19 protein-coding genes are annotated in these 21728 nt (G+C 61.1%); 11 read left to right on the forward strand and 8 right to left on the reverse strand.

What is annotated here, in order from left to right; genetic code table 11:
- Positions 1-38 precede the first annotated feature (38 nt).
- The 4 genes from aroQ to gcbA form a co-directional block, all read right to left on the reverse strand.
- Positions 39-491: a type II 3-dehydroquinate dehydratase gene (gene aroQ / locus ACSFE6_RS15845; protein ID WP_017336343.1), complete on the reverse strand. Its 453-nt coding sequence runs from the start codon at positions 489-491 to the stop codon at positions 39-41.
- Positions 492-623: 132 nt separating this feature from the next.
- The gene (locus ACSFE6_RS15850; protein WP_435428496.1) at positions 624-2372 is read right to left on the reverse strand and encodes a protein-disulfide reductase DsbD; all 1749 of its coding nucleotides are present in this window, start codon (positions 2370-2372) and stop codon (positions 624-626) included.
- A 164-nt stretch (positions 2373-2536) separates the two neighbouring features.
- Positions 2537-4483 carry a methyl-accepting chemotaxis protein gene (locus tag ACSFE6_RS15855; RefSeq protein WP_435428497.1) on the reverse strand — a complete coding sequence of 649 codons (1947 nt, stop codon included), beginning with the start codon at positions 4481-4483 and terminating at the stop codon, positions 2537-2539.
- A 51-nt stretch (positions 4484-4534) separates the two neighbouring features.
- Entirely contained in the window at positions 4535-6205 is a 1671-nt protein-coding gene (gcbA, locus tag ACSFE6_RS15860; protein ID WP_435428498.1) for a diguanylate cyclase GcbA, read from the reverse strand.
- Between the two features lie 507 nt (positions 6206-6712).
- On the opposite strand from gcbA, the gene ACSFE6_RS15865 reads away from it, so the two are divergent.
- The 6 genes from ACSFE6_RS15865 (at position 6713) to ACSFE6_RS15890 (ending at position 13502) form a co-directional block, all read left to right on the forward strand.
- The gene (locus tag ACSFE6_RS15865; protein WP_435428499.1) at positions 6713-7780 is read left to right on the forward strand and encodes a DUF2333 family protein; all 1068 of its coding nucleotides are present in this window, start codon (positions 6713-6715) and stop codon (positions 7778-7780) included.
- 3 nt (positions 7781-7783) lie between these two features.
- Positions 7784-8353: an NUDIX hydrolase gene (locus ACSFE6_RS15870; protein ID WP_435428500.1), complete on the forward strand. Its 570-nt coding sequence runs from the start codon at positions 7784-7786 to the stop codon at positions 8351-8353.
- 296 nt (positions 8354-8649) lie between these two features.
- A complete protein-coding gene (locus tag ACSFE6_RS15875) occupies positions 8650-9021 on the forward strand; it encodes a translation initiation factor Sui1 (protein WP_110966161.1) in 372 nt (123 codons plus the stop codon).
- 218 nt (positions 9022-9239) lie between these two features.
- The gene (gene speA, locus ACSFE6_RS15880; protein WP_085727441.1) at positions 9240-11153 is read left to right on the forward strand and encodes an arginine decarboxylase; all 1914 of its coding nucleotides are present in this window, start codon (positions 9240-9242) and stop codon (positions 11151-11153) included.
- Between the two features lie 232 nt (positions 11154-11385).
- Positions 11386-12708 (forward strand): type VI secretion system Vgr family protein, encoded by a 1323-nt coding sequence (locus tag ACSFE6_RS15885; RefSeq protein WP_435428501.1) that lies wholly within the window; start codon positions 11386-11388, stop codon positions 12706-12708.
- Entirely contained in the window at positions 12705-13502 is a 798-nt protein-coding gene (locus ACSFE6_RS15890; protein ID WP_435428502.1) for a DUF4123 domain-containing protein, read from the forward strand. The genes ACSFE6_RS15885 and ACSFE6_RS15890 overlap by 4 nt, the downstream gene beginning before the upstream one ends.
- A gap of 11 nt (positions 13503-13513) precedes the next feature.
- On the opposite strand, the gene ACSFE6_RS15895 is transcribed toward ACSFE6_RS15890, so the two are convergent.
- Positions 13514-14860, reverse strand: coding sequence for an MATE family efflux transporter (locus ACSFE6_RS15895; RefSeq protein WP_435428503.1), 1347 nt, complete (start codon positions 14858-14860; stop codon positions 13514-13516).
- Positions 14861-15027: 167 nt separating this feature from the next.
- A complete protein-coding gene (locus ACSFE6_RS15900) occupies positions 15028-15321 on the reverse strand; it encodes a hypothetical protein (protein WP_435428504.1) in 294 nt (97 codons plus the stop codon).
- Between the two features lie 255 nt (positions 15322-15576).
- Here ACSFE6_RS15900 and ACSFE6_RS15905 point away from each other — a divergent pair, with 255 nt between their 5' ends.
- From ACSFE6_RS15905 to ACSFE6_RS15920, 4 genes are read left to right on the forward strand one after another with little or no spacing between them, the layout of a single operon-like run.
- The gene (locus ACSFE6_RS15905) at positions 15577-15879 is read left to right on the forward strand and encodes a MazG-like family protein (RefSeq protein ID WP_008011269.1); all 303 of its coding nucleotides are present in this window, start codon (positions 15577-15579) and stop codon (positions 15877-15879) included.
- Positions 15879-16628, forward strand: a complete 750-nt coding sequence (locus ACSFE6_RS15910) for a methyltransferase (RefSeq protein WP_435428505.1) — start codon at positions 15879-15881, stop codon at positions 16626-16628. The genes ACSFE6_RS15905 and ACSFE6_RS15910 overlap by 1 nt, the downstream gene beginning before the upstream one ends.
- Positions 16629-16640: 12 nt before the next feature.
- The gene (locus ACSFE6_RS15915; protein WP_435428506.1) at positions 16641-17252 is read left to right on the forward strand and encodes a DUF4136 domain-containing protein; all 612 of its coding nucleotides are present in this window, start codon (positions 16641-16643) and stop codon (positions 17250-17252) included.
- 54 nt (positions 17253-17306) lie between these two features.
- Positions 17307-17867, forward strand: a complete 561-nt coding sequence (locus ACSFE6_RS15920) for a DUF4136 domain-containing protein (protein ID WP_435428507.1) — start codon at positions 17307-17309, stop codon at positions 17865-17867.
- A 92-nt stretch (positions 17868-17959) separates the two neighbouring features.
- Here ACSFE6_RS15920 and ACSFE6_RS15925 read toward each other — a convergent pair whose 3' ends face one another.
- Together ACSFE6_RS15925 and ACSFE6_RS15930 are read right to left on the reverse strand one after the other, a co-directional pair.
- On the reverse strand, positions 17960-18814 hold the full coding sequence (locus ACSFE6_RS15925) for a MaoC family dehydratase (protein WP_435428508.1): 855 nt from the start codon (positions 18812-18814) through the stop codon (positions 17960-17962).
- 2 nt (positions 18815-18816) lie between these two features.
- On the reverse strand, positions 18817-20169 hold the full coding sequence (locus tag ACSFE6_RS15930; RefSeq protein ID WP_435428509.1) for a 3-oxoacyl-ACP reductase: 1353 nt from the start codon (positions 20167-20169) through the stop codon (positions 18817-18819).
- A gap of 263 nt (positions 20170-20432) precedes the next feature.
- Here ACSFE6_RS15930 and ACSFE6_RS15935 point away from each other — a divergent pair, with 263 nt between their 5' ends.
- Positions 20433-21710, forward strand: coding sequence for an acetyl-CoA C-acetyltransferase (locus ACSFE6_RS15935; RefSeq protein ID WP_435428510.1), 1278 nt, complete (start codon positions 20433-20435; stop codon positions 21708-21710).
- The last annotated feature ends 18 nt before the right edge of the window (positions 21711-21728 follow it).

Genomic DNA, 21728 nt, shown 5'->3' on the forward strand with positions numbered 1-21728 from the left:
CTCCCAAGGGTCGGTCAGGGGCGTTTAACGCTTGTGGTTCAAGCCGTTGCCTGTCTTTCAAGCTGTTCTAGTGCAGCCTCCAGGGCCAGTCGATAACCGCTGGCGCCAAGGCCGCAGATCACTCCCACCGCTACGTCGGAGAAGTAAGAGTGATGGCGGAAAGGTTCGCGTTTGTGCACGTTGGACAAATGCACTTCGATGAATGGGATGCTCACCGCCAGCAGCGCGTCACGTAATGCGACACTTGTATGCGTAAAAGCTGCGGGATTGATCAAAATGAAGTCCACGCCTTCACTGCGAGCGGCGTGGATGCGGTCGATCAATTCGTACTCGGCATTGCTTTGCAGGTGCAGCAGATGATGGCCGGCTTCGCGGGCGCGGCGCTCCAGGTCCTGGTTGATCTGCGCCAGTGTCGTGGCGCCGTAGGTGCCCGGTTCACGGGTGCCAAGCATGTTCAGGTTGGGTCCGTGCAGAACCAGTAGCGTCGCCATCGGCTGTTCCCTTGTTATCGGTGAGCAATTGTCAGAACCCGGCGACTATGCCGCAAAGCCTTTGTGACTGTCCAGTTCTCTGCAATAGCCGGCACGATGACCGATGTTTGCGCAAAATATATGACTGCTTGATTAAATCCGGTCATTTGCCCTGGCGACACGTTCGGCGAAGTCCGCCGCGCTTATCTCGCCAATGACCCGCACATCGGAGCGTTCGACCCCATCCTTGCCGAAAAACATCAGTGCCGGAGGACCGAACAGCTTATAGCGGTCAAGCAGTGCCCGTTGTTCGGCGTTGCTGGCGGTGATGTCGAAGCGAATCAGCCGATAACCCTTGAGGCGTTCGATGACAGTGGCGTCGTTGAGCACTTCGCGTTCGATGACCTTGCAGCTGATACACCAGTCTGCATACCAGTCGAGCAGCAGCGGGGTACCGGACGAACGGGCTTCAGCGAGTACGCGGTCGAGATCCGTCGGGGTACTGACGGTTTGCCAGGCGCTGCTATCGGGCGCTTGTTCGGTAATGGCAACCGAGCGCGATTGGCCGATTGGATTGAACGGATCGCTCTGGCCGCTGAATCCGCCATACCAGCAGGCCAGTGCATAAAACAGCAGGAACATGCCGAGCAATTGGCCGAGGCGTTTTCTCGGAGGTTTATAGACGAACTCCAGCGCGCCCATGAACAAACCGACGCCGCCGGCGAGTAAACCGATCAGCAACAAAGTGATCTGGCCGGGCAATACCCGGCTGAGCAAGCCAATTGCCAACCCCAGCAACAACACGCCAATGGCGTTTTTCACGTAGATCAGCCACGGCCCGCTTTTCGGCAGCCAGGCGGCACCGCCGGTGGCCACCAGCAGCAGTGGGGCGCCCATGCCGAGGCCGAGCATGAACAGTTTCAAACCACCGCCCAAGGCATCGCCGCTGGCGCTGATGTACAGCAGTGCGCCGGCCAATGGCGCCGAAACGCAAGGCGAAACCAGCAGGCTGGACACTACCCCCAGCACCGCCGCGCCCCATAGCGATCCGCCTTCGGTGCGGCCGGCAATGCGATCCAGTCGACTGCTAATTGCATGCGGCAACTTGAGTTCGAAGACGCCGAACATCGCCAGGGCAAACACCGCAAAGAACGTAGCAAATGGCACCAGCACCCAGGCCGATTGCAGGCGCGCCTGCAGATTGAGCTGTGCGCCGAACAGGCCCATCAGTGCGCCCAGCAAGGCAAAGCAGGCAGCCATGGGCAGGACGTAGGCCAGCGAAAGATTGAAACCGCGCCAGCCACCGACCTGGCCACGCAGCACCACGCCGGAAAGAATCGGCAACATCGGCAACACGCACGGGGTGAAGGTCAGGCCCAGGCCCGCGAGGAAGAACAGTGCCAGTTCACGCCAACCCCAGGCGTGAGTGGTCGCTGCGCCGCTGCCACTGCCATTGATATTCAAACGTTCGGTTTCAGGCGGATAGCACAGGCCTTTGTCGGCACAGCCCTGATAGGTCACGACCAGAGTGAAGGCGCGTTGATCGCTGCGCGGCAGTTCGACGTCGAGAATACCGTGGTAGACCTCGACATCCCCGAAAAACTCGTCGTGCTTTTGTTCGCCATTGGGCATTTGCGCCGGGCCGAGGGTCACATCGGCCGGATCGGCGCGGAACTGGAAGCGGTGCCGATAAAGGTAGTACCCCTCGGTAGCGACGAAGCGCAGTTTGATCGATTGCGGCGTGCTTTCCACCAGGCTCAGCTGAAAGGCTTCGCGCACCGGCAGGAAGTCGGCGCTGTTGTTGATCGATCCCAGCGTGGAACTGGGGCGATTCTCCAGCAACCCAGCGGCGGAGGCCGGCAGGGTGAGCACTAATAGCAGGAGGCAAAGCAAGCGGCGCATGACGGTCTCGCGTATCGGGGTTGGGGGCATGATAGCGGACAGCGGGCGGGTGTGCAGGGCGGGGCGTTTTGCGGTAATTGTTCTGGCGTCTTCGCGAGCAGGCTCGCTCCCACTCGGACAGCGCATGCCCTTGTGGGAGCGAGCCTGCTCGCGAAGGGGGATTATCAGACGCGGAAGGCCTGGACGGCCGTATGCAGGCGTCCACCCAACACCAGCAGATTCTCCCCTTGCTCACGCCCTTCACCGATGCGCAGCAAGTTGTCCCCACCCAATTGATGGATACGCTCGCTGTGATCGCGGATCTCGCTGACGGCGCCGCTCTGTTGGGCGGTGGCATCGGCGATGCGTACGGCAGTGTCGGAAATGGTCTGGATGGCCCCGACGATTTTATCCAGTGCACCGTCGGCGGCCTGGGCCTGGTTGGCTGTGGCTTCGGCATGCTCGACCTGGGCACGCATGCCTTCGACCGATTGCCGTGCCGCGGTTTGCAAGCCGGCGATCAACGTTTGGATCTCGGCTGTGGCCCCGGCAGTGCGTTGCGCCAGTGAGCGGACTTCTTCGGCCACCACGGCAAAACCGCGGCCCATTTCCCCTGCGCGCGCCGCCTCGATGGCCGCGTTCAGCGCCAACAGGTTGGTCTGATCGGCGATCGAGCGAATCACCGTCAGTACGCCGCCGATGGTTGCGGACTCTTCGGCCAGGTGTTCGATCATCTGCGCATTGCCTTGCACTTCATTTACCAGTGCATGCAGGCCGGTAAGGCTCTGGCCGATGACTTGCTGTCCGTGTTCCACGGCCAGGCCGGCATGGCGGCTGGCGTCGGCGGCCTGGCTGGCATCACCGGCCACTTGCTGGATGGTGGCTTCCAGTTCGCCGAGGGAATCGCGGATCAGCGCGGTATCGCCCGCCTGGTGTTCGGCGCCACTGTGCAAGTCATTGCTGAGTTCGGCCAGGGTGCGGCTGCTGCCTGCGACCTGCTCGGCATTGAGGCGAATGGTCCCCACCAGGTCCACGAGATAGGCACGCAAGCGATTGAGCGAGGCTTCAATGTCATGCAATTCGCGGTTGGTCTTGCCCAATTGGATGTCCTGGCTGAAGTCGCCCTCGGCCCAGATCGAGAGTGCAGGTGCGAGGTTGGTCAGGGTGCGGGCCAGACGCCGTTGCAGGGTGTCGATGAGCAAGGCGATCAACAGGATCAGGCCGATCATCACGCCCTGCATCAGCCGAACCTCGCCCTGGATCTGCCCGTGCTGGGCGCGCACCACTGGTTCCAGGCCGGAGATGGCTTGCTGCACATCGGCGATTTTCAGGTGGGTTGCGGCGCTGAGGTCGGCGCGTTTCTGGATCTGATCGCGGGTGCGCGCCAGTTCCGCCGGATAGCGGGTGAGCAGACTGTTCAGCTCGCGCTTGAATCCGACGCCGGCGTCTTCGGCAACGGTTTTCTCGGTGTTTTCCAGGCCCATCATCGCGGCGAAATCATCGGTGTTCGATTCGCTGCTGGCCGCCACGCCGAGCAAAGGCAGGGCGTCCAGTTGGCCGGCTTGGGTGCGGATGTTGCTGACTTCGCGCTCAACATCGGCGGCCAGTTCGCTGCGGCCGCTGCTGACCAGTTTGTCCCGGGCCAGCGACAGTTTGCCCAGATGCTGGGAGGCGGCGAGCAGTGGCGTCAGGTACGCCGCATTGCCGCCAGCGTACTGGCTGAGTTGATCAAGGCTGGCACCCAGCTCGCGCTCGGCTTGCAGCAGCAGGGCTTGCGGGTCGCCGGCGAGTTTGCCGGCGGCCAGCAGGTCGGTTTTGCTGAAATCGTCCAGGTTCGACAGGCTGGGACGCAGGGTTTCAGCCAGCGCCGGTGGCAACTCTCCGAGTTCCTTCTGCAGGTTGTCGATGGCCTGGCTGGCGCTGCTCAAGCGCAAGGCATCGCCGCTGGCGAGGTAATCCTCGATATTGCGCGCCACTTCGTTTTGAAATTGCTGGGACAAGCCCAGGTAGCGCTCCATTAACAGATAAGGGCGCTCCAGGGCTTTTTGCGACCACCAAAGTGTCGCGCCAAGGGCGACGCATACGGCGACTAAAAGGAGGGTGTTGAGATTGGTCAGCAGCTTCAGGCGCATCGCGGGACTACCAACGGCAAATGGTAAGCGCCTGAAGTTATTGCGTTTCTGTTACAAAGTTATGACGGATGGACTGGATTGAGATGAAAAAGTGGCACTTTGCTTTGACGTTTGCGCGGCTTGAACGCGATTACGTCCTGCGCCTTTGGCACGATACAGCGCCTCGTCTGCCTGAGTGGCCATCAGCAGGCCGTCGGAGTCTTCGCACAGCTCGACCACCCCGGCGCTGAAGGTGCACCACAGATCCTGGGGCTGGGCAGGGTAGTGGATTTCGGCAAAACGCTGGCGGATTTCATCCAGTACGTTCCAGGCCGCCTCGAGGTCGGTGTCGGGCATGACGATGGCGAACTCTTCGCCGCCGTAGCGGCCGATGAAGTCGGTCTTGCGCAGTCGCTGCTTGAGGAACAGCGCCAGGCTCTTGATCACCCGGTCGCCCATGGGGTGCCCGTGGCTGTCGTTGACCCGTTTGAAGTGGTCGATGTCGAGCATGGCAAAACTCAGCGGCTTGTTCTCGCGGCGGGCGCGGAACGAGCAATCTTCGAGCAATTGCAGGATGTGGGTGTGGTTATACAGACCGGTGAGGCTGTCGCGGACCATCCGTGCCTTCAGATTGCGCGCCCGCGCCGCCCGGTTGCGCACGGTGGTGATCAGATGCCGGGGCTTGATCGGTTTGGTCAGAAAATCGTCGCCGCCCTCGCTCATGGCGTCGAGCTGCTTGTCCTGGTCGTCTTCGGCCGACAGGTAAATGATCGGCACACTGACATAGCGGTCGTTGTGGCGGATGACTTTGGCCAGTTCCGTACCGGTGCAGGCCGGCATGTACATGTCGAGGATGATCAGGTCCGGCTGGAAGTCCGCCAGTTCCGCCATGGCCTGAATCGGCTCGATCAGTGTCCGGGTCACGATCCCCGCGCTGTTGAGCAGGCGCTCGGTGTGCAGGGCCTGGGCACGGGAGTCGTCGATGATCAGCACTTTATAAGGTTCGTACTGGGCAACGCAGGTCAGGACTTCGATTTTCTCCAGCAGGCTCGATGCTTCGAGGGTGCCAGTGAGGAACTCCTGGCCGCCGGCGCGCACAGCGGCAAGGCGGGTCGGGGTGTCGGTTTCGTGCAGGCTGAAGAATAGAAGCGGCAAACGCTGGTCGAGGCCTTCCTGGGCTTCGGCGGCCAGTTTCAGACCAACGCCTGGGCCACTGAAATCCACGTCCATGACAATGGCGGCCGGCAGGCGCTCGACAATGGAGGAGCGAAACGCCGCCACGCTGTCCAGGGACTGGGCACTGAGCCCGAAGAATTCCAGTTGCTTGGCCAGGCGCTCGGCGCGGTCGTGATCCTGCAGCATCACGTAGATCGGCTTGCGCAGGGGCGGCAGGAACGTTTGATCGAGCTGGTCGCCATGTCGCAAACCGGTGCGCGACAGACGCTGCATCAAACGGTTGAGGTCGGTGATCAACCCGCTGCTCAGGCGTCCGCGATTGGCGTCGACCGCTTCCAGCGACTGACTGATGTGGCGAGCCAGTTGTATATGTTCCGGTTGTTCGAAGCGCTCGGCGAATCGCAACAGGCGCAGGTTGGCTTCGTTCAGTTCCGACAGGTCATTGGTGGACCACTCGCTGCGTTGCAGGCGCTGCCATATCTCAAGTATCTGACGTGCCTGATGAATGACCCGCTGGGCAAAGTGGTGCTTGAGGCGCTCGCGGCTGGGATCTTCTGGCTCGGTCATATCCTGACTACTAGTTAGGGTGCACGCTGAGGTCGAGTGGTGGCTCTATGCTAGCACCTCTTTTCGATTGCATGAGCGTTGTACGTTAATAATCTGCAAAGTGGATGCATTCAGTTTGTGACTTGCTGGTCTTTAATTGAATGATGGTTCTCGGGATGAGCCCGTGTTTCTGGGGGTTAAGGGCTTTTTGTACGTGGCGGTTAGCTTTTCCATAGGCGACACTGAGCCCCGTCTATCCGGTTTTTTGATTTTTGCCGGGGTGAATCGAAGAGGGATTTTTGGGGGGAGGGTGACTCAGGGATTCCCCTAGTCGCAGTCGTTGCGGTCAGGCAAAAAAATGCGCTGTTTTGACCCGTCTCTGTTTTCTGAACGAGGCTCGACCGGATTTTTATCCGCGTCGGGCCAGTAAATTTCCGGCATGAGCCCAACGGCGGGTGCCGGGCCAAGGCACGTTGTTGTATGGTTGCGGTCGAACCGATGAACCCAAGAGATTGAAAGGATATCGCCATGCTGGACTGGAAGAACCGCGCCGGTAGCGCACCTGAACGTGCCGCTGAACCGAAATCGGCTACCCGCAGTTACCTGGGCGGCCTGTTGTTCAGCCGGGCGCTGGCCACGCTGATTGGCCTCTACCTGTTGGTGGCGATCGTTTTGGGATGGTACTGGAGTGCCGAGCCCGCACTGTTTCCGGTGCAACAGACGGCGCAAATGGCCGCGGAAAAGGAGGGCAAGCAGATGGTGGTCGGCTACACCACCGTGGAAACCCTCAAGACCGTTGCTGGCACCTTGCTGACCAAACAGGGCGGCTATATTTCCAACGACCGTTTCCCGCCGGGACTGTGGATGGACAACATGCCGAGCTGGGAGTACGGCGTGCTGGTGCAGGTGCGAGATTTGAGCCGGGCACTGCGCAAAGACTTCGCCCGCTCGCAATCGCAGTCGGCTGAAGACGCCGATCTGGCCAAGGCCGAACCGCGTTTCAACTTCGACAATAAAAGCTGGGTGTTGCCGTCCAGTGAGTCCGAATATCAGGAAGGCATCAATTCCCTGAGCCGCTATCAGGCGCGCCTGTCCGATCCGAATCAAAAGAGCGCGCTGTTCTATGCCCGTGCCGACAACCTGAACAACTGGCTGGGTGACGTCGGGACTCGCCTGGGTTCGCTGTCGCAACGCCTGTCGGCCAGCGTTGGCCGGGTCAAGCTCAACACGGCGTTGAAGACCGAGGTCGTGGCCCCGGGCGTGGCGCCGCAGGTGGACGAAGAAATCGTCGAAACTCCATGGCTGCAGATCGACAACGTGTTCTACGAAGCCCGCGGCCAGGCCTGGGCCCTGTCGCATCTGCTGCGCGCCATCGAAGTCGACTTTGCCGACGTGCTGGCCAAGAAGAACGCCACGGTCAGCGTGCGTCAGATCATTCGTGAGCTGGAGGCTTCCCAGGAAACGCTGTGGAGCCCGATGATCCTCAATGGCAGCGGCTTCGGTGTGCTGGCCAACCACTCGCTGGTCATGGCCAACTACATTTCCCGGGCCAACGCCGCGGTGATCGATTTGCGTCAATTGCTGAATCAGGGTTGAGCCATGGCCGACAGTTCCATCGATAGCCAGCGCGAAGCCGCCCATAGGGCGGCGTCCGATGCCGAGCAAATCGCCTGGGTCGATGAACAGGACAACCTGCTGGGTGCCCTGGTCCGTTCCGACCTGCGCGAGCGCGGGCTGATCGGGCGCGGGACCTACATCATGTTGTTCAACTCCGCTGGCGAACTGTGCGTGCACCGTCGCACCCTGAGCAAGGCGATCTATCCGGGATACTGGGACGTGGCGGCGGGCGGCATGGTGCTCGCCACCGAAACCTACGCCGAGTCGGCGGCCCGGGAGCTGGAAGAGGAACTGGGCGTGAGCGGGGTGGCGCTGACAGCTCATGACCACTTTTTCTTCGAGGACACCGGCAATCGCCTCTGGTGTTCGGCATTTTCGGCGGTGTGGGATGGTCCGTTGATCCTGCAGCCGGAAGAAGTGCTCGAAGCGCGCTTTTTGCCGATTGAAGACGTTCTGCGGGAAATCGAGGAGAAGCCTTATTGCCCGGACTCCTTGGCGGCCTTGAAACGCTATCTGAGGTCTCGCGGGCAAGACGTCGCAAAAGAGCTATAAATTGGCGCCGATTGGCTCTTAGCAATCGGCGGATTTGCCGTTACACTGCGCGACCTTTTCAAACTGAAGCGGTATGGCTGTTCCTGTAGGAGCGAGCTCGCTCGCGATGGACGTTAACGATAACGCGGGCATCCAGAATGAACGCGTCGCCCTTGAGTTCATCGCGAGCAAGCTCGCTCCTACAGTGACGTGAATGTCGTACCGTTTCAGTAGCGCTGCCCCTGCCTGAGTGGGGCTTCGCGGTCGATAGCTCCAAGCGCTGCGACCAGTCTTTGTCCTCCCATAGAGGATTGCCGGTGGCCAAAAAAGCCGCATCCTTCGCCGCCCTGGGCGGCCTGGTATTTTCCACCGACGCAGGTCGTCATTGCCCGGAATGCAGTAAACCGGTGGACGCCTGCATCTGCAAACAGACCGTTATCCCTGCTGGCGACGGCATTGCTCGCGTGCGTCGCGAAAGCAAGGGCCGTGGCGGCAAGACGGTGACCACCATCACCGGCGTGCCGCTGGCTGAAGACGCGCTCAAGGAACTGGCGACCACGCTGAAGAAACGCTGTGGCACCGGTGGAGCGTTGAAAGACGGCGTCATCGAAATCCAGGGCGATCATGTCGAGCTACTCTTGGCAGAACTGATCAAGCTCGGTTTCAAGTCGAAGAAATCCGGCGGCTAGCAGCCTCTGTGAAAACCACCTGTGGCTTGATCCAGTCCTGAAACCTTCAGGCCTGGCGTCGTCACCATGGTTTTCACAGAGCCTGTTCATGACCGGTTTCTAAACTCGTTGCGGTCGGCGGGGTCTACTCCCCCGTTGATGAACCGTCATTTTCATTCTTTAGACTGCGCCGGCCTGATTCCAGGCGACGCACCATGACTTCTTTATAGGGGACTTCGATGTCCGTACGACGCACACGCAAAGACGATGGCAGCCAATGGACAGTTGCGGACAGCCGCAGTGTTTACGGGATTCGCCATTGGGGGGCCGGGTATTTCGCGATCAATGACGCCGGTCGCGTCGAAGTTCGTCCGAACGGTCCGAGCAGCTCGCCCATCGACCTGTTCGAGCAAGTCGACCAGTTGCGCAAAAGCGGCCTGTCCTTGCCGTTGCTGGTACGTTTTCCCGACATCCTGCAAGACCGCGTGCGTCAGCTGACCGGCGCGTTCGACGCCAACATCGAGCGCCTGGAATACCAGAGCAAGTACACCGCGCTGTACCCGATCAAGGTGAACCAGCAGGAAGCGGTGATCGAAAACATCATCGCGACCCAGAACGTCTCCATCGGTCTGGAAGCCGGCTCCAAGCCGGAACTGTTGGCGGTACTGGCATTGGCGCCGAAGGGCGGCACCATCGTCTGCAACGGCTACAAGGACCGTGAGTTCATTCGCCTGGCGCTGATGGGCCAGAAGCTCGGCCACAACGTTTTCATCGTGATCGAGAAAGAATCCGAAGTCGGTCTGGTGATCGAAGAGGCCGCCTCGCTCAAGGTCAAGCCACAGGTTGGCTTGCGCGTGCGCCTGTCGTCCCTGGCCTCGTCGAAGTGGGCTGACACCGGTGGCGAGAAATCCAAGTTCGGCCTGTCGGCGGCGCAACTGCTGTCGGTGGTCGAGCGTTTCCGCGCGGCGGGCCTGGATCAGGGCATTCGCTTGCTGCACTTCCACATGGGTTCGCAGATCGCCAACCTGGCGGACTACCAGCACGGCTTCAAGGAAGCGATCCGTTACTACGGTGAACTGCGCAACCTCGGCCTGCCGGTGGACCACATCGACGTCGGTGGCGGTCTGGGCGTGGACTACGATGGCACGCACTCGCGTAACGCCAGTTCGATCAACTACGACATGGACGATTACGCCGGTGTCGTGGTCGGGATGCTCAAGGAATTCTGCGACGCGCAAAGCCTGCCGCACCCGAACATCTTCTCCGAGAGCGGTCGTTCCCTGACGGCCCACCACGCCATGCTGGTGGTCCAGGTGACCGACGTCGAGAAACACAACGACGACGTGCCGCAGATCGAAAACAAGGAAGCACTGCCGGAAACCGTGCAGTGGCTGGTGGATCTGCTGGGGCCGACCGACATTGAGATGGTCACCGAAACCTACTGGCGCGCCACGCACTACATGAGCGATGTCGCCGCCCAGTACGCCGATGGCAAGCTGACCCTGGCCGAAAAAGCCCTGGCCGAGCAATGCTACTTCGCGGTGTGCCGTCGCCTGCACAACTCGTTGAAGGCGCGTCAGCGTTCGCACCGTCAGGTGCTGGACGAGCTCAACGACAAGTTGGCCGACAAATACATCTGCAACTTCTCGGTCTTCCAGAGCCTGCCGGACACCTGGGCCATCGATCAGGTACTGCCGATCATCCCGCTGCATCGTCTCGATGAAGAGCCGCTGCGTCGTGCGGTGCTGCAGGACCTGACCTGCGACTCCGACGGCAAGATCAACCAGTACGTCGACGAGCAGAGCATCGAAACCAGCCTGCCGGTGCACGCACTGAACGAAGGCGAGGACTACCTGTTGGGCGTGTTCCTGGTGGGCGCCTACCAGGAAATCCTGGGTGACATGCACAACCTGTTCGGTGATACCGACTCGGTGAACATCTACCAGAACGCCGACGGCAGTGTGTATCACGCCGGTATCGAAACCCACGACACCATCGAAGACATGCTGCGTTACGTGCACCTGTCACCGGAAGAACTGATGACCCACTACCGCGACAAGTGCGCCAGTGCCCGCATCAGTGCCACCGAACGCACCCAGTTCCTTGACGCTCTGCGTCTGGGCCTGACCCGTTCGTCCTACCTGTCTTCCTGACGTCTGTACCGCTCTCATCAGGTTGTCTGAAAATTTTCCGCCAAGTTGCGGAAATTTCAGATGACCTGGTGGGACGACTCTCTTTTTGCCTGCGAAACGACCTGCATTTTCGGCTTTTCGAGTCATTGGTCTTCTTTTCGCGTAGGTCATTTCCCAAGTTGTACTTCACCTCTCTACTCGACCATGCCTCTCGGCGAGAATTCCCGGCCGTCCCTCCTGTAGAGAATCGCCGATGTTCGATCCAGTCAACGAACCTGAATTTCGTCTGGACGTCGCAGGACTGTCCGACGCCTTTGAAGTACTGTCCTTTACCGGTAGAGAAGCGATCAGCGAACCCTTTGTGTTCGACGTGGACCTGCTGGTCGACGATCCGACACTCGACCTCGCCAGCCTGCTGTATCGGTCGGCCACCTTGCATTTCGGGCCGACGGAAAACTTCGTCCACGGGCAATTGCTGGAACTGGTCCAGCGCGACCACGGCTCGACCATCAGGCTGTGCCATGTTCGCCTGGGACCGAAACTGGCGTGCCTTGCCCAGCGTTTCAGTCAACGCATCTTCACTGCCCGCTCGGTGCCGCAAATTCTCGATCAGGTGCTCAAGGAGCATGGCATTGCCGGCCAGGACCGACGCTTCGAACTGAGCGGCGATTATCCGCTGCGGGATTTCTGCACGCAGTACCGTGAATCGGACCTGCAATTTCTCCAGCGTTTATGTGCCCAGGAACGGCTTCACTATCACTTCGAGCATCGGGCTCGGGGACATTGCGTGGTGTTCGTTGATGGGCCGGGGCGTTTTTCTGTCGGCAAAACGGCGGTCTTCAGGCGTGACGGCGAACCTGCGGGGGTGCGTCGTTTCGAGGTTCAGCGATCCGTCGACAACACCCAACCAAGTGCTGATTGCCGGACGGATCTGACGACGTTGCGCAGCGGTCAATTGATGCCGCTGGCCGAGCACCCGGTGACCGCATGGAATCAGCCATGGCTGTTGACCCATGTCGAGCATCAGGGCAGCCAGGATCCTTTCACGCCTTACAGCAACCAGGTACGTGCCCTGCACTGGGCCGCGATGTTCGAATCACACCCTCGATCGCTCAAACCCAGGATGCACAGCCTGCAACGGGCGTGGGTGGTGAGTGTTGACGAGCCTCAACCGGATCCGTCGCGGCCGGTGGCTGTGCAGTTCGACTGGTGTTATCAGGGCGAGGGGGCAACGCCTGGCCACTGCTGGCTGCGGTTGGCGCCGCACTTGCAAACGGCAAGCGGCACGCCGTTGAGCGAAGGTGCTGAAGTCGTGGTGAGCTTTATCGAAGGCGATCCGGATCAGCCGTTGATCTCGGGCGTGCTGCACATGCCCAAATTGATTGAAGCGCCTGATACGGCCGGCTCGGTGAGGATCGATCAATGTCTGACCGAGGGAGTACAGGACTGGCTGCATTCGGGTGAGCCGTTGCTGCTGTTGTGCCTGCTGCCCGGTGGCGGCAGTTTCAATCATTGTGCGCAGTCGCTCTGTACCTGTCGGGCGGCCTTGCAGCTTGGCCAGAGCGGTGCGGCATGATGGCTTTGCGCACGGCCGATACGCTCGCGCAATGGTTGCTGCTGGATGTCCCGGGCACGCCGCAGGCGGGTGTGACATTGAAAATGCAATTCGCCCACGCCCGCGGGTTCTCGCTATTCGAAGGCACCGAGTGGCATGCACTGCGTGAGCAGGGCCCGGTATTGGTCAATTTGCGGACCTGCCCGATGCTGGCCGAAGCGTGCCAGCGCGACCCGCAGCACTGGCGCGGCTTGCTGTTGATCAGCGAGGCGTCGGCATCGACGTTGCTGGCACATTTACGGCGCATGCTCACGGTCAGTTTCGGTCTGCATCACCGGGCCTTGTTGAGTTACTACAATCCGTACACCGCCAGTTACTTTTTCGATGCCTGCGATGCCGGGGAACTGAGTCGCTGGCTGGGGCCCATCAGCCAGTTGCGTTGGTTTGGTGGCACCTGGGCCGACCGGGCGTTTGGCAGTCAGGGATGGCAGAAACTGCTCAATCCTGGACTTGCCGTCAGCCCTTTGGCCGTCGAAGAAAACCTCAGCCTTCGGCAGCGGGAAAAACTGCAAACCTGCCTGATGGAGCAGCACGCCTGGCACTGGAGCCAATCCACCGCGACAGACTACGCCCGCCTATGGGCCTGGTTGCAGGAAGGGGTGGCGCTGGGTTTCAGCGAGCGTCCGGTGTTGGATGGCTGGTTATGGTTACGCCTGCAGCATCCCGACGCGGTGTCCGTATCGCCGTTATCCGGGCGGACCCAGCAGGCACGGCTCGAGAGCCTGCGCCGCCATTGGCAGAACGATCAACCCTGAGCGCCCGTCTTTCAGTGCGCGCGGGCGAACCAGCCATCGTTGCGGCGCAGACGCCAGGCAATGACACCGAGGGTCAGGCTGCGCAGCATCATGAACAGCAGAAAGCTTATCCACAGGCCATGATTGCCCAATCCTTGCAGTGCCCAGGCGAACGGCGCCAGCAAGGCCACGGTCAGCAGCATGCCGTTGCGCATTTCCCGGGCGCGGGTGGCGCCGATGAACAGCCCATCGAGCAGGTAGCTCCAGACGGCAATCAGCGGCAGCGCGGAGAGGTAGGGCAAATAGATGAACGCCGTGTCGCGCACGCTGGCAATGTCGGTCTGCATCTCGATGAACAGGTGCCCGGCCAACAGAAACAACACGGCAAACCCCAGGCTCGCCAGCAACGACCAACCGCAGGCCACCACCAGGCAGCGGCGCAGGGCATCGCGGTCACGAGCGCCGATGGCGTGCCCGCACAGGGCTTCCACGGCGTGGGCCAGTCCATCGAGTGCATGGGCGGTCAGCAGTAAACCATTGAGCAGCAGGGCATTGGCGGCAACGGTGGCATCGCCCAGTCGCGCGCCCTGCACGGTGATCAGAAAAAACACCGATTGCAGGGCCAGGCTACGGATGAAAATGTCGCGGTTGACCGCCAACAGCGGACGCCAGCTCTGCCACAGTCCCAGCGCCGCCCAAATGATCTGGCCAGGGTAAGCGCGCAGGGCCTGGCGGGTCATCAGCAAGCCGATCAGGGCACCGGTCCACTCGGCGATGACCGAAGCCCTGGCCGCGCCGACCACGCCCCATTCCAGGCCGAGGACAAACCACAGGTTCAGGGCGATGTTGACCAGGTTGGTACTCAACAGAATCACCAACGGCGCACGGGCGTTTTGTGTGCCGAGGAACCAGCCGACCAGCGCATAACTGGCCAGCGCCGCGGGCAGGCCAAACAATCGTGTGTGGAAGAACTCGCGGGTCATCTGGTCCAGTTCGGCTGACGGCTGCATGAAATGCAACGCCACCCCGCTTAGCGGCACGCCCGCAGCACCCAGCAAGATGGCCAGTCCCATGGCCAGCAACAGGCCCTGCAACAAAACCTGCCTCAACGCCGCACCATCTCCGCGCCCGGCCGCCTGCGCCGCGAACCCGGTGGAGCCCATGCGCAGAAAACCCATGGCCCAGGCCAGGAAGGTATACAGACTGGCCCCGACCGCGACGGCACCGAGCTGATGGGCATGGGGCAGGTGACCGATGACGGTGCTATCAACCAGCGCCACCAGCGGTACGGAAATGTTCGAAAGAATCATCGGCGCCGCCAGCGCCCAGACCCGACGATGGGTAGGGCGGTCGCGCCAGTCGGCAATCAGGTTGGACATGCAGGCTCCTTGGGGGAGCGGGCATTGTAGCGGTGAACTCAATCTACTAAGCAATGAGATCACTGTGGGAGCGGGCTTGCCCGCGATGGCGGAGTGTCAGACAACATCAACTTTGACTGTCGCACCGTAATCGCGGGCAAGCCCGCTCCCACATGTTTTTTGTAGTGTCAGTGCATGATCCAGCTAAGCAGCCACAACCCCAGCATCAACCAGATGAGCCCCATGATGAACGCTGCATTCATGAAGGCGCGGATGGCCGACCAGAGCAGCACCAGGCCGAGGACCAGGACAATGATGCTGATGATCGAGGTGTCCATGCCCAACGCACGGGACAGGCCGTCGACAAAGTGGCTGCTGGCACGGCTCACCATCTGGAACAGGCCGCTGAGTGCATCAACGATGAACCGGATGACGGTGCCAAGCGCCTGGCCGAGCCATTCGAAAAAACCTTCTACCTGCATGGAATGAGCGTCCTGATGAAGTCGAGTGTTGGGCCATTGAATACGGTGGCGAGTTCCCCCACAAGCATAGAGCGTTGCTGTGTACCTGTGGGAGCGAGCCTGCTCGCGAATGCGGCAGAACATCCAACCTTTACATGTCTGACCCACCGCCTTCGCGAGCAGGCTCGCTCCCACAAAAACATCCGGGTCGTTCAACGGTTGTCACTTGCCTTCCCCTGCCATCCCCCCGAAGCTATACGCCTTCAGGAGAGCCCGATGAACCTTGTTGAACTGACCGAACGCCTGCACGCCATCCGAGACCGCAATGACTGGCGGCAATTTCACAGCCCGAAAAACCTGGCCATGGCCGCCAGCGTCGAGATGAGCGAGCTGGTGGAGATATTCCAGTGGCTGACGGAAGACCAGTCGCGGCAGTTGCCGGCGGATAAACTGGCCCATGCCGGGCAGGAAATTGGCGATATCGTCCTGTATCTCTTGTTGCTGTGCAGCGAGCTGGGCCTGGACATGAATGAAGTGGTGCGCAGCAAACTGGCCGACAGCGAGCGGAGGTTCAGCTGATGAGCGACCGTCATTTCGATCAACTGGCGACGCGCTTCGCCGAAAAAATCTACGGTGGGGCCAAAGGCGCGATTCGCCTGGCGGTGCTGCAGGCCGACCTGGCTGAAACCCTGCCGGACCGGCCGCTGCGGGTACTGGACATCGGCGCGGGCCTTGGCCACATGTCGTTGTGGCTGGCCGAGCGCGGGCATCAGGTGACATTGGCCGAGCCGGCCGAGCCGATGCTCGAAGGTGCACGCCAGCGTTTCGCCGAGGCCGGGCAAACCGCGATGTTTATTCAGGCGCCGTGGCAAGACTTGCTCGGTCAGCTCACCGAACCCTACGATCTGGTGCTGTGCCATGCCGTGCTGGAGTGGCTCGCCGAACCCCACGCCATCCTGCCGGTGCTGCATCAGCTGACCAAGGCCGATGGCTGGCTATCCCTGGCGTTCTACAACCGCGATGCGTTGATTTATCGCAACTTGCTCAAGGGCCATTTCCGCAAGATGCGCAAGAACGACATGGCCGGCGAAAAACAGAGCCTGACCCCGCAACAACCCCTGGATCCACGTGAGTTGGCGGCGCAACTTGATGGCCTGTGGCGAGTCGAAATACAGAGCGGGGTGCGGGTTTTCCACGATTACATGCCGGTGGAATTCCAGGCCCGCGCCGAGCTGCTGGACTTGCTCGAAATGGAACTGGCGCACCGCCGTCACCCAATCTTTGCCGGGCTTGGGCGTTACTTGCACTGGATTTGCCGGCCTGTCTGATCGGAGCGCGCAATGAAAAGTCGTTCAGGGTTGCTGGTGATCTGCCTGGCTTTGGCTGCCTGTGAGGGCACCAACCCATACGTGGCGTCCTCCAACCCGATTCCCCCGGCACCGCCTCAGGCGGCCAACACTTTCGACCTCAGTGCCTACCCGGCGCCACCCCGTGACTACGGGCGCTATCGCAGTTGGACCTGGCTCGACGGGCATCTGCCACCGGGTACCGCATGGGCAGACTCGGAGCAGGTCGCCGAAGCGGTCAGCAATGCGCTGGATCAACGCGGCTTGCGCCCTCGGCAGGGTGATCGTGCGGCGGACCTGTTAGTCAGCGCCGACCTTCGTCTGGAAACCCGCTTGCGTCAGGTTCAGGACGATTACGGGTATTACGGTGGATACGGCGGCTACAACCGCTATGGCTCGGGTTATGGCATGTACGGCAGCGTACCCATCGTGCGCACTTACCAGGAACAGGTAGTCGTGGTTCAGGTGGATATGTTCGACGCGCAAAGCGGTCAGCCGGTGTGGAGTTCCAGCGCCGAAACCAGCCAGCGGAGCACTCAGAGCCAGCAAGCCGATGCCATTCGGGAGGCTGTAGAAAAAGCGATGTCAGCGTATCCTCCTAGTTAGCTTCTGTTATTGAGAAGCTTTTCACAGGTGCATGTTCTCAACCGGAGATTCATCATGTTCCGCCGTTTTGCTTTACTGGCAGTGGCTGTGCTACTCAGTGCCTGCGCTGCCAACCAGGTCAATCATGACTTCGATGCCAGCCGCGATTTCTCTGCCTATCGTAGCTGGAGCTGGAAAGAACCCGCCCTGCAATATCGCCCCGATGACCCCCGGATCAAGAGCGACCTGACGGAGCAGCGCGTGCGCCAGTCGGTGGCCGATCAACTGGATCAGCGCGGACTGCGTCCGGCCGCCGGCGATGCCAAGGGTGATTTGAATGTGCAGACCTACCTGATTGTCGAAGAGCGCCAACAACAGGTGACCACCAACTATGGCGGCGGTTGGGGCAATCCGTGGTACGGCTACTGGGGTGCACCGATGTACAACGAAACGCGCCTGGTGAATTACAAAGTGGCGACCATCCAGATCGATCTGCTCGATGGCAAGGATGGCAAACTGGTCTGGCGCGGCAGTGACGAACAGATCCTTAGCCGCACACCGAATCCATCGGACCGCAGTACGGCGATACACGACACGGTCGCCCGGATATTGGCCAACTATCCACCCAAAAGATAAACACATCATTCGCAGACACGATCTATCCCTTGTGGGAGCGAGCCTGCTCGCGAAAGCAATCTGACAGACTGCGAAAAATCCGGATCGAACGATCAGGCCACCGGCCGCCAATTCCCGACCATGTGCTCCAGATCCCCGGCCCCGATCAATTGCAGCTCACCAGCGGATCCCGCCGCGCTAGCCAGCAGGGCCACCTCGCTGGGCAGTCGCACCGGCTTCTTGAACTGCACCGCAATCTCGATGTTCGCCGTCGGCAGATGGTCAGCCAGAGCGGCCAGGGTGCGGGCCTTGTTCCATAAACCATGGGCAATGGCCGAAGGGAAACCGAACAGTTTGGCACTGGCCGTACTCAGGTGAATCGGGTTGTAGTCGCCGGAGACTTTGGCGTACTGCCGACCGATATCCGAAGGCGCTTTCCACTGCGCGATTTGCGTCAGCGGCTGGGTTAACGCCAGTACATTTTCGACAGGCTCACCCTCAAGCTTGACCCCACGGCAAAGCATCTGGCTTTGCGCCTCCCACAGCGTGCCCAATTGATCATCCAGGGTGGTCACCAGATCGAAAGTGGCCCCTTTGGCGTGGGGTTGCAGGTTCTGCACCTTGACGCTGACCCGCACGCGATTGACCCCGCCCATGGGACGCAGCACGCGAATGCGATTGCTCAGGTGAATCAACCCAAGTAATGGAAACGGAAACTCATGGGCAGTGAGCAATTGCATCTGCAACGCGAAGGCGAGGATGTGGGGATAGGTCGGTGGTAGCAGGCTGTTGTCGGCGAAGCCACAGACCTTGCGATAAGCCGCCAGGCGTTTGGGGTCGACATCGACCCAGCAACGCAATCCCGAGTCGGGCAGGACGGTGCCGGTGATCTTGCGCCGTGTCGCGGCTTTGGCATACAGAGTCGGCAGGGCGGGTTCGCGGTCGAGCGTGTGCCAATCGGTCGTCATGCCTAAGCCCCCAGAACGCTTTGTCCGCAGACGCGCAACGCCTGCCCGGTGAATGCGCCGGTGCCCGGTTGCGCAAGCCAGGCCACCGCTTCGGCGACGTCCTGCGGCAGGCCACCCTGTCCCAGCGAACTCATGCGTCGCCCGGCCTCGCGCAGGCCAAACGGAACCTTCGCAGTCATCTGGGTTTCGATGAAACCCGGAGCCACCGCGTTGATACTGATGCCCCGTTCCTGCAACAACGGTGACCAGGCTTGCGCCAGCCCGATCAACCCGGCCTTGCTCGCCGCGTAGTTGGTTTGCCCGCGATTGCCGGCGATGCCGCTGATCGATGCCAGCAGAATCACCCGGCCGTTGTCGCGCAGTGTGCCGTTGTCGAGTAGGGCTTTGGTCAGTACTTGCGGGGCGTTGAGATTGACCGCGAGCACGGCGTCCCAAAAGTCCGGGGTCATGTTGGCCAGGGTTTTGTCCCGGGTGATGCCGGCGTTGTGCACCACGATATCGATGCCGTCGGGCAGCTGTTCGACCAGTTGCGTGGCAGCGTCTTCGGCACAAATGTCCAGTGTGAGGCTGCGCCCGCCGAGGCGCGCGGCCAGGGCTTCGAGATCGTTTTTCGCCGGTGGGACATCGAGCAGAATGACCTCGGCACCGTCGCGGGCCAGGGTTTCGGCGATGGAGGCGCCAATCCCCCTTGCCGCGCCAGTGACCAGTGCCTTGCGCCCGGCCAGTGGACGTGTCCAGTCGCTTACCTGGATGTCGCAGGCGTTCAGGCGTATCACTTGTCCGGAGACGAAAGCGCTTTTGGGCGATAGGAAAAACCGCAGCGGGCCTTCGAGTTGGTCTTCGGCACCTTCGCCGACGTAGATCAGTTGCAAGGTGCCGCCGCTGCGCAGTTCCTTGGCCAGCGAACGGCTGAAACCTTCCAGGGCGCGTTGAGCGCTGGCGGCGAACGGGTCGCGCAACGATTCGGGGGCACGCCCGAGAATCACCAGGTGCGCACAGTGATCGAGGTTTTTCATCAGCGGCTGGAAGAACTCGCGCAGCTGTTTCAGTTGATCGGTTTGCAGCAGATCGCTGGCATCGAACACCACGGCCTTGAGTTTCGGGCCGTGGCCGGGAATCCACGCGGTTGCCATCGAAGGGTCGGTACCGTAGCCGTAGATCGCGTCGGTCAGGCGGTTGGCAAACGCACTGATTTTCTGCGCCAACGGCCCGCCACCGATCAGCAACGCCCCCTCGACCGGCCGCAACCGGCCGGCCAGCCAGCGTTCCAGGCGTACCGGCGAAGGCAGGCCCAAGGCCCCGACCAGACGATGGCCGATGGACGAATTGGCGAAGTCGATATAGCGGTCAGACATGGAACGCGCTCCGGTGGCTGGGGTTCAAAGTGTGGACCATGATTGGCAATCAGTCGTTCGATCCACGGGATACGGCCTACGCTTGATCAAAGCAGATTAGTTTGTCCCAGGACTTTTAGGTGAACTCAAACCCTGTGGGAGCGAGCCTGCTCGCGAAGGCGTCGGCACATCCAGCAACGAGTTGACTGAGCCACCGCTTTCGCGAGCAGACTCGCTCCCACAGGGACTGGCTCGACTTTCAGGTATTTCATCAGGAGCTTTTCATGACTCAGCTGCGCCGCGTCGCGATCATCGGCGGTAACCGGATTCCCTTCGCCCGTTCCAACGGTCCGTACGCCACTGCCAGTAATCAGGACATGCTCACTGCCGCGCTCGAAGGTTTGATCGAGCGCTACAACCTGCACGGCCTGCGCATCGGCGAGGTGGTCGCAGGCGCAGTGCTCAAGCTGTCGCGGGACATGAACCTGACCCGCGAATGCGTGCTCGGCTCGCGACTGTCGCCCTCGACGCCGGCCTATGACATCCAGCAGGCCTGCGGCACCGGGCTGGAAGCGGCATTGCTGGTGGCGAACAAAATTGCCCTGGGCCAGATCGAGTGCGGCATTGCCGGTGGCGTCGACACCACCTCCGATGCGCCGATCAGTGTCAGCGAGGGGCTGCGCAAGATCCTGCTGCAAGCCAACCGCGCCAAAAGCACCGGCGACAAACTGAAAACCTTCCTGCAATTGCGTCCTCGTCACCTGATTCCCGAGTTCCCGCGCAACGGCGAGCCGCGCACCGGTCTGTCCATGGGTCAGCATTGCGAGCTGATGGCGCAGACCTGGAGCATTTCCCGTGAAGCGCAGGATCAGCTTGCCCTGGAGAGTCATCAGAAACTGGCCGCGTCCTACGCCGAGGGTTGGCACAACGATTTGATGACGCCGTACCTTGGCCTGACCCGCGACAACAATCTGCGGCCGGACTCGACACTGGAAAAGCTCGCTGCCCTCAAGCCCGCCTATGAAAAAAGCGCCAAGGGCACCCTGACCGCGGGCAATTCAACGCCGCTGACCGATGGTGCGTCGTTGGTGTTGTTGGGCAGTGAGGAATGGGCGAAGGCGCGTGGCCTGCCGGTCCTTGCTTACTTACGCGATGGCGAGGCGGCGGCGGTGGATTTCGTCAACGGTGCCGAAGGCCTGTTGATGGCGCCCGTGTATGCCGTGCCGCGTTTGTTGGCGCGCAATGGCCTGACCCTGCAGGACTTCGACTATTACGAAATCCACGAAGCCTTCGCCGCGCAAGTGCTCTGCACGCTGAAGGCCTGGGAAGATCCGGAGTACTGCAAAAGCCGTCTTGGCCTTGACGCGCCATTGGGGTCGATCGACCGCTCTCGGCTTAACGTCAAGGGCAGCTCGCTGGCGGCGGGGCATCCGTTTGCGGCCACGGGCGGGCGCATCGTTGCCAATTTGGCGAAACTGCTGGATGCGGCCGGGAAGGGGCGGGGGTTGGTTTCGATTTGTGCAGCGGGTGGGCAGGGTGTTACCGCGATCATCGAACGCTGATTGCTGATTGCTGATTGC

The sequence above is a fragment of the Pseudomonas baetica genome (assembly GCF_051216495.1).
Classification (GTDB): domain Bacteria; phylum Pseudomonadota; class Gammaproteobacteria; order Pseudomonadales; family Pseudomonadaceae; genus Aquipseudomonas; species Aquipseudomonas baetica_B.

Coding starts and splice junctions, on each gene's coding strand:
- aroQ (WP_017336343.1), bottom strand. CDS start 491: ATGGCGACGCTACTGGTTCTGCACGGACCCAACCTGAACATGCTTGGC.
- ACSFE6_RS15855 (WP_435428497.1), bottom strand. CDS start 4,483: ATGCGCCTGAAGCTGCTGACCAATCTCAACACCCTCCTTTTAGTCGCC.
- ACSFE6_RS15910 (WP_435428505.1), top strand. CDS start 15,879: ATGAGCGACCGTCATTTCGATCAACTGGCGACGCGCTTCGCCGAAAAA.
- ACSFE6_RS15900 (WP_435428504.1), bottom strand. CDS start 15,321: ATGCAGGTAGAAGGTTTTTTCGAATGGCTCGGCCAGGCGCTTGGCACC.
- ACSFE6_RS15890 (WP_435428502.1), top strand. CDS start 12,705: ATGATGGCTTTGCGCACGGCCGATACGCTCGCGCAATGGTTGCTGCTG.
- gcbA (WP_435428498.1), bottom strand. CDS start 6,205: ATGACCGAGCCAGAAGATCCCAGCCGCGAGCGCCTCAAGCACCACTTT.
- ACSFE6_RS15925 (WP_435428508.1), bottom strand. CDS start 18,814: ATGACGACCGATTGGCACACGCTCGACCGCGAACCCGCCCTGCCGACT.
- ACSFE6_RS15915 (WP_435428506.1), top strand. CDS start 16,641: ATGAAAAGTCGTTCAGGGTTGCTGGTGATCTGCCTGGCTTTGGCTGCC.
- ACSFE6_RS15895 (WP_435428503.1), bottom strand. CDS start 14,860: ATGTCCAACCTGATTGCCGACTGGCGCGACCGCCCTACCCATCGTCGG.
- ACSFE6_RS15850 (WP_435428496.1), bottom strand. CDS start 2,372: ATGCGCCGCTTGCTTTGCCTCCTGCTATTAGTGCTCACCCTGCCGGCC.
- ACSFE6_RS15870 (WP_435428500.1), top strand. CDS start 7,784: ATGGCCGACAGTTCCATCGATAGCCAGCGCGAAGCCGCCCATAGGGCG.
- speA (WP_085727441.1), top strand. CDS start 9,240: ATGTCCGTACGACGCACACGCAAAGACGATGGCAGCCAATGGACAGTT.
- ACSFE6_RS15935 (WP_435428510.1), top strand. CDS start 20,433: ATGACTCAGCTGCGCCGCGTCGCGATCATCGGCGGTAACCGGATTCCC.
- ACSFE6_RS15930 (WP_435428509.1), bottom strand. CDS start 20,169: ATGTCTGACCGCTATATCGACTTCGCCAATTCGTCCATCGGCCATCGT.
- ACSFE6_RS15905 (WP_008011269.1), top strand. CDS start 15,577: ATGAACCTTGTTGAACTGACCGAACGCCTGCACGCCATCCGAGACCGC.
- ACSFE6_RS15885 (WP_435428501.1), top strand. CDS start 11,386: ATGTTCGATCCAGTCAACGAACCTGAATTTCGTCTGGACGTCGCAGGA.
- ACSFE6_RS15920 (WP_435428507.1), top strand. CDS start 17,307: ATGTTCCGCCGTTTTGCTTTACTGGCAGTGGCTGTGCTACTCAGTGCC.
- ACSFE6_RS15865 (WP_435428499.1), top strand. CDS start 6,713: ATGCTGGACTGGAAGAACCGCGCCGGTAGCGCACCTGAACGTGCCGCT.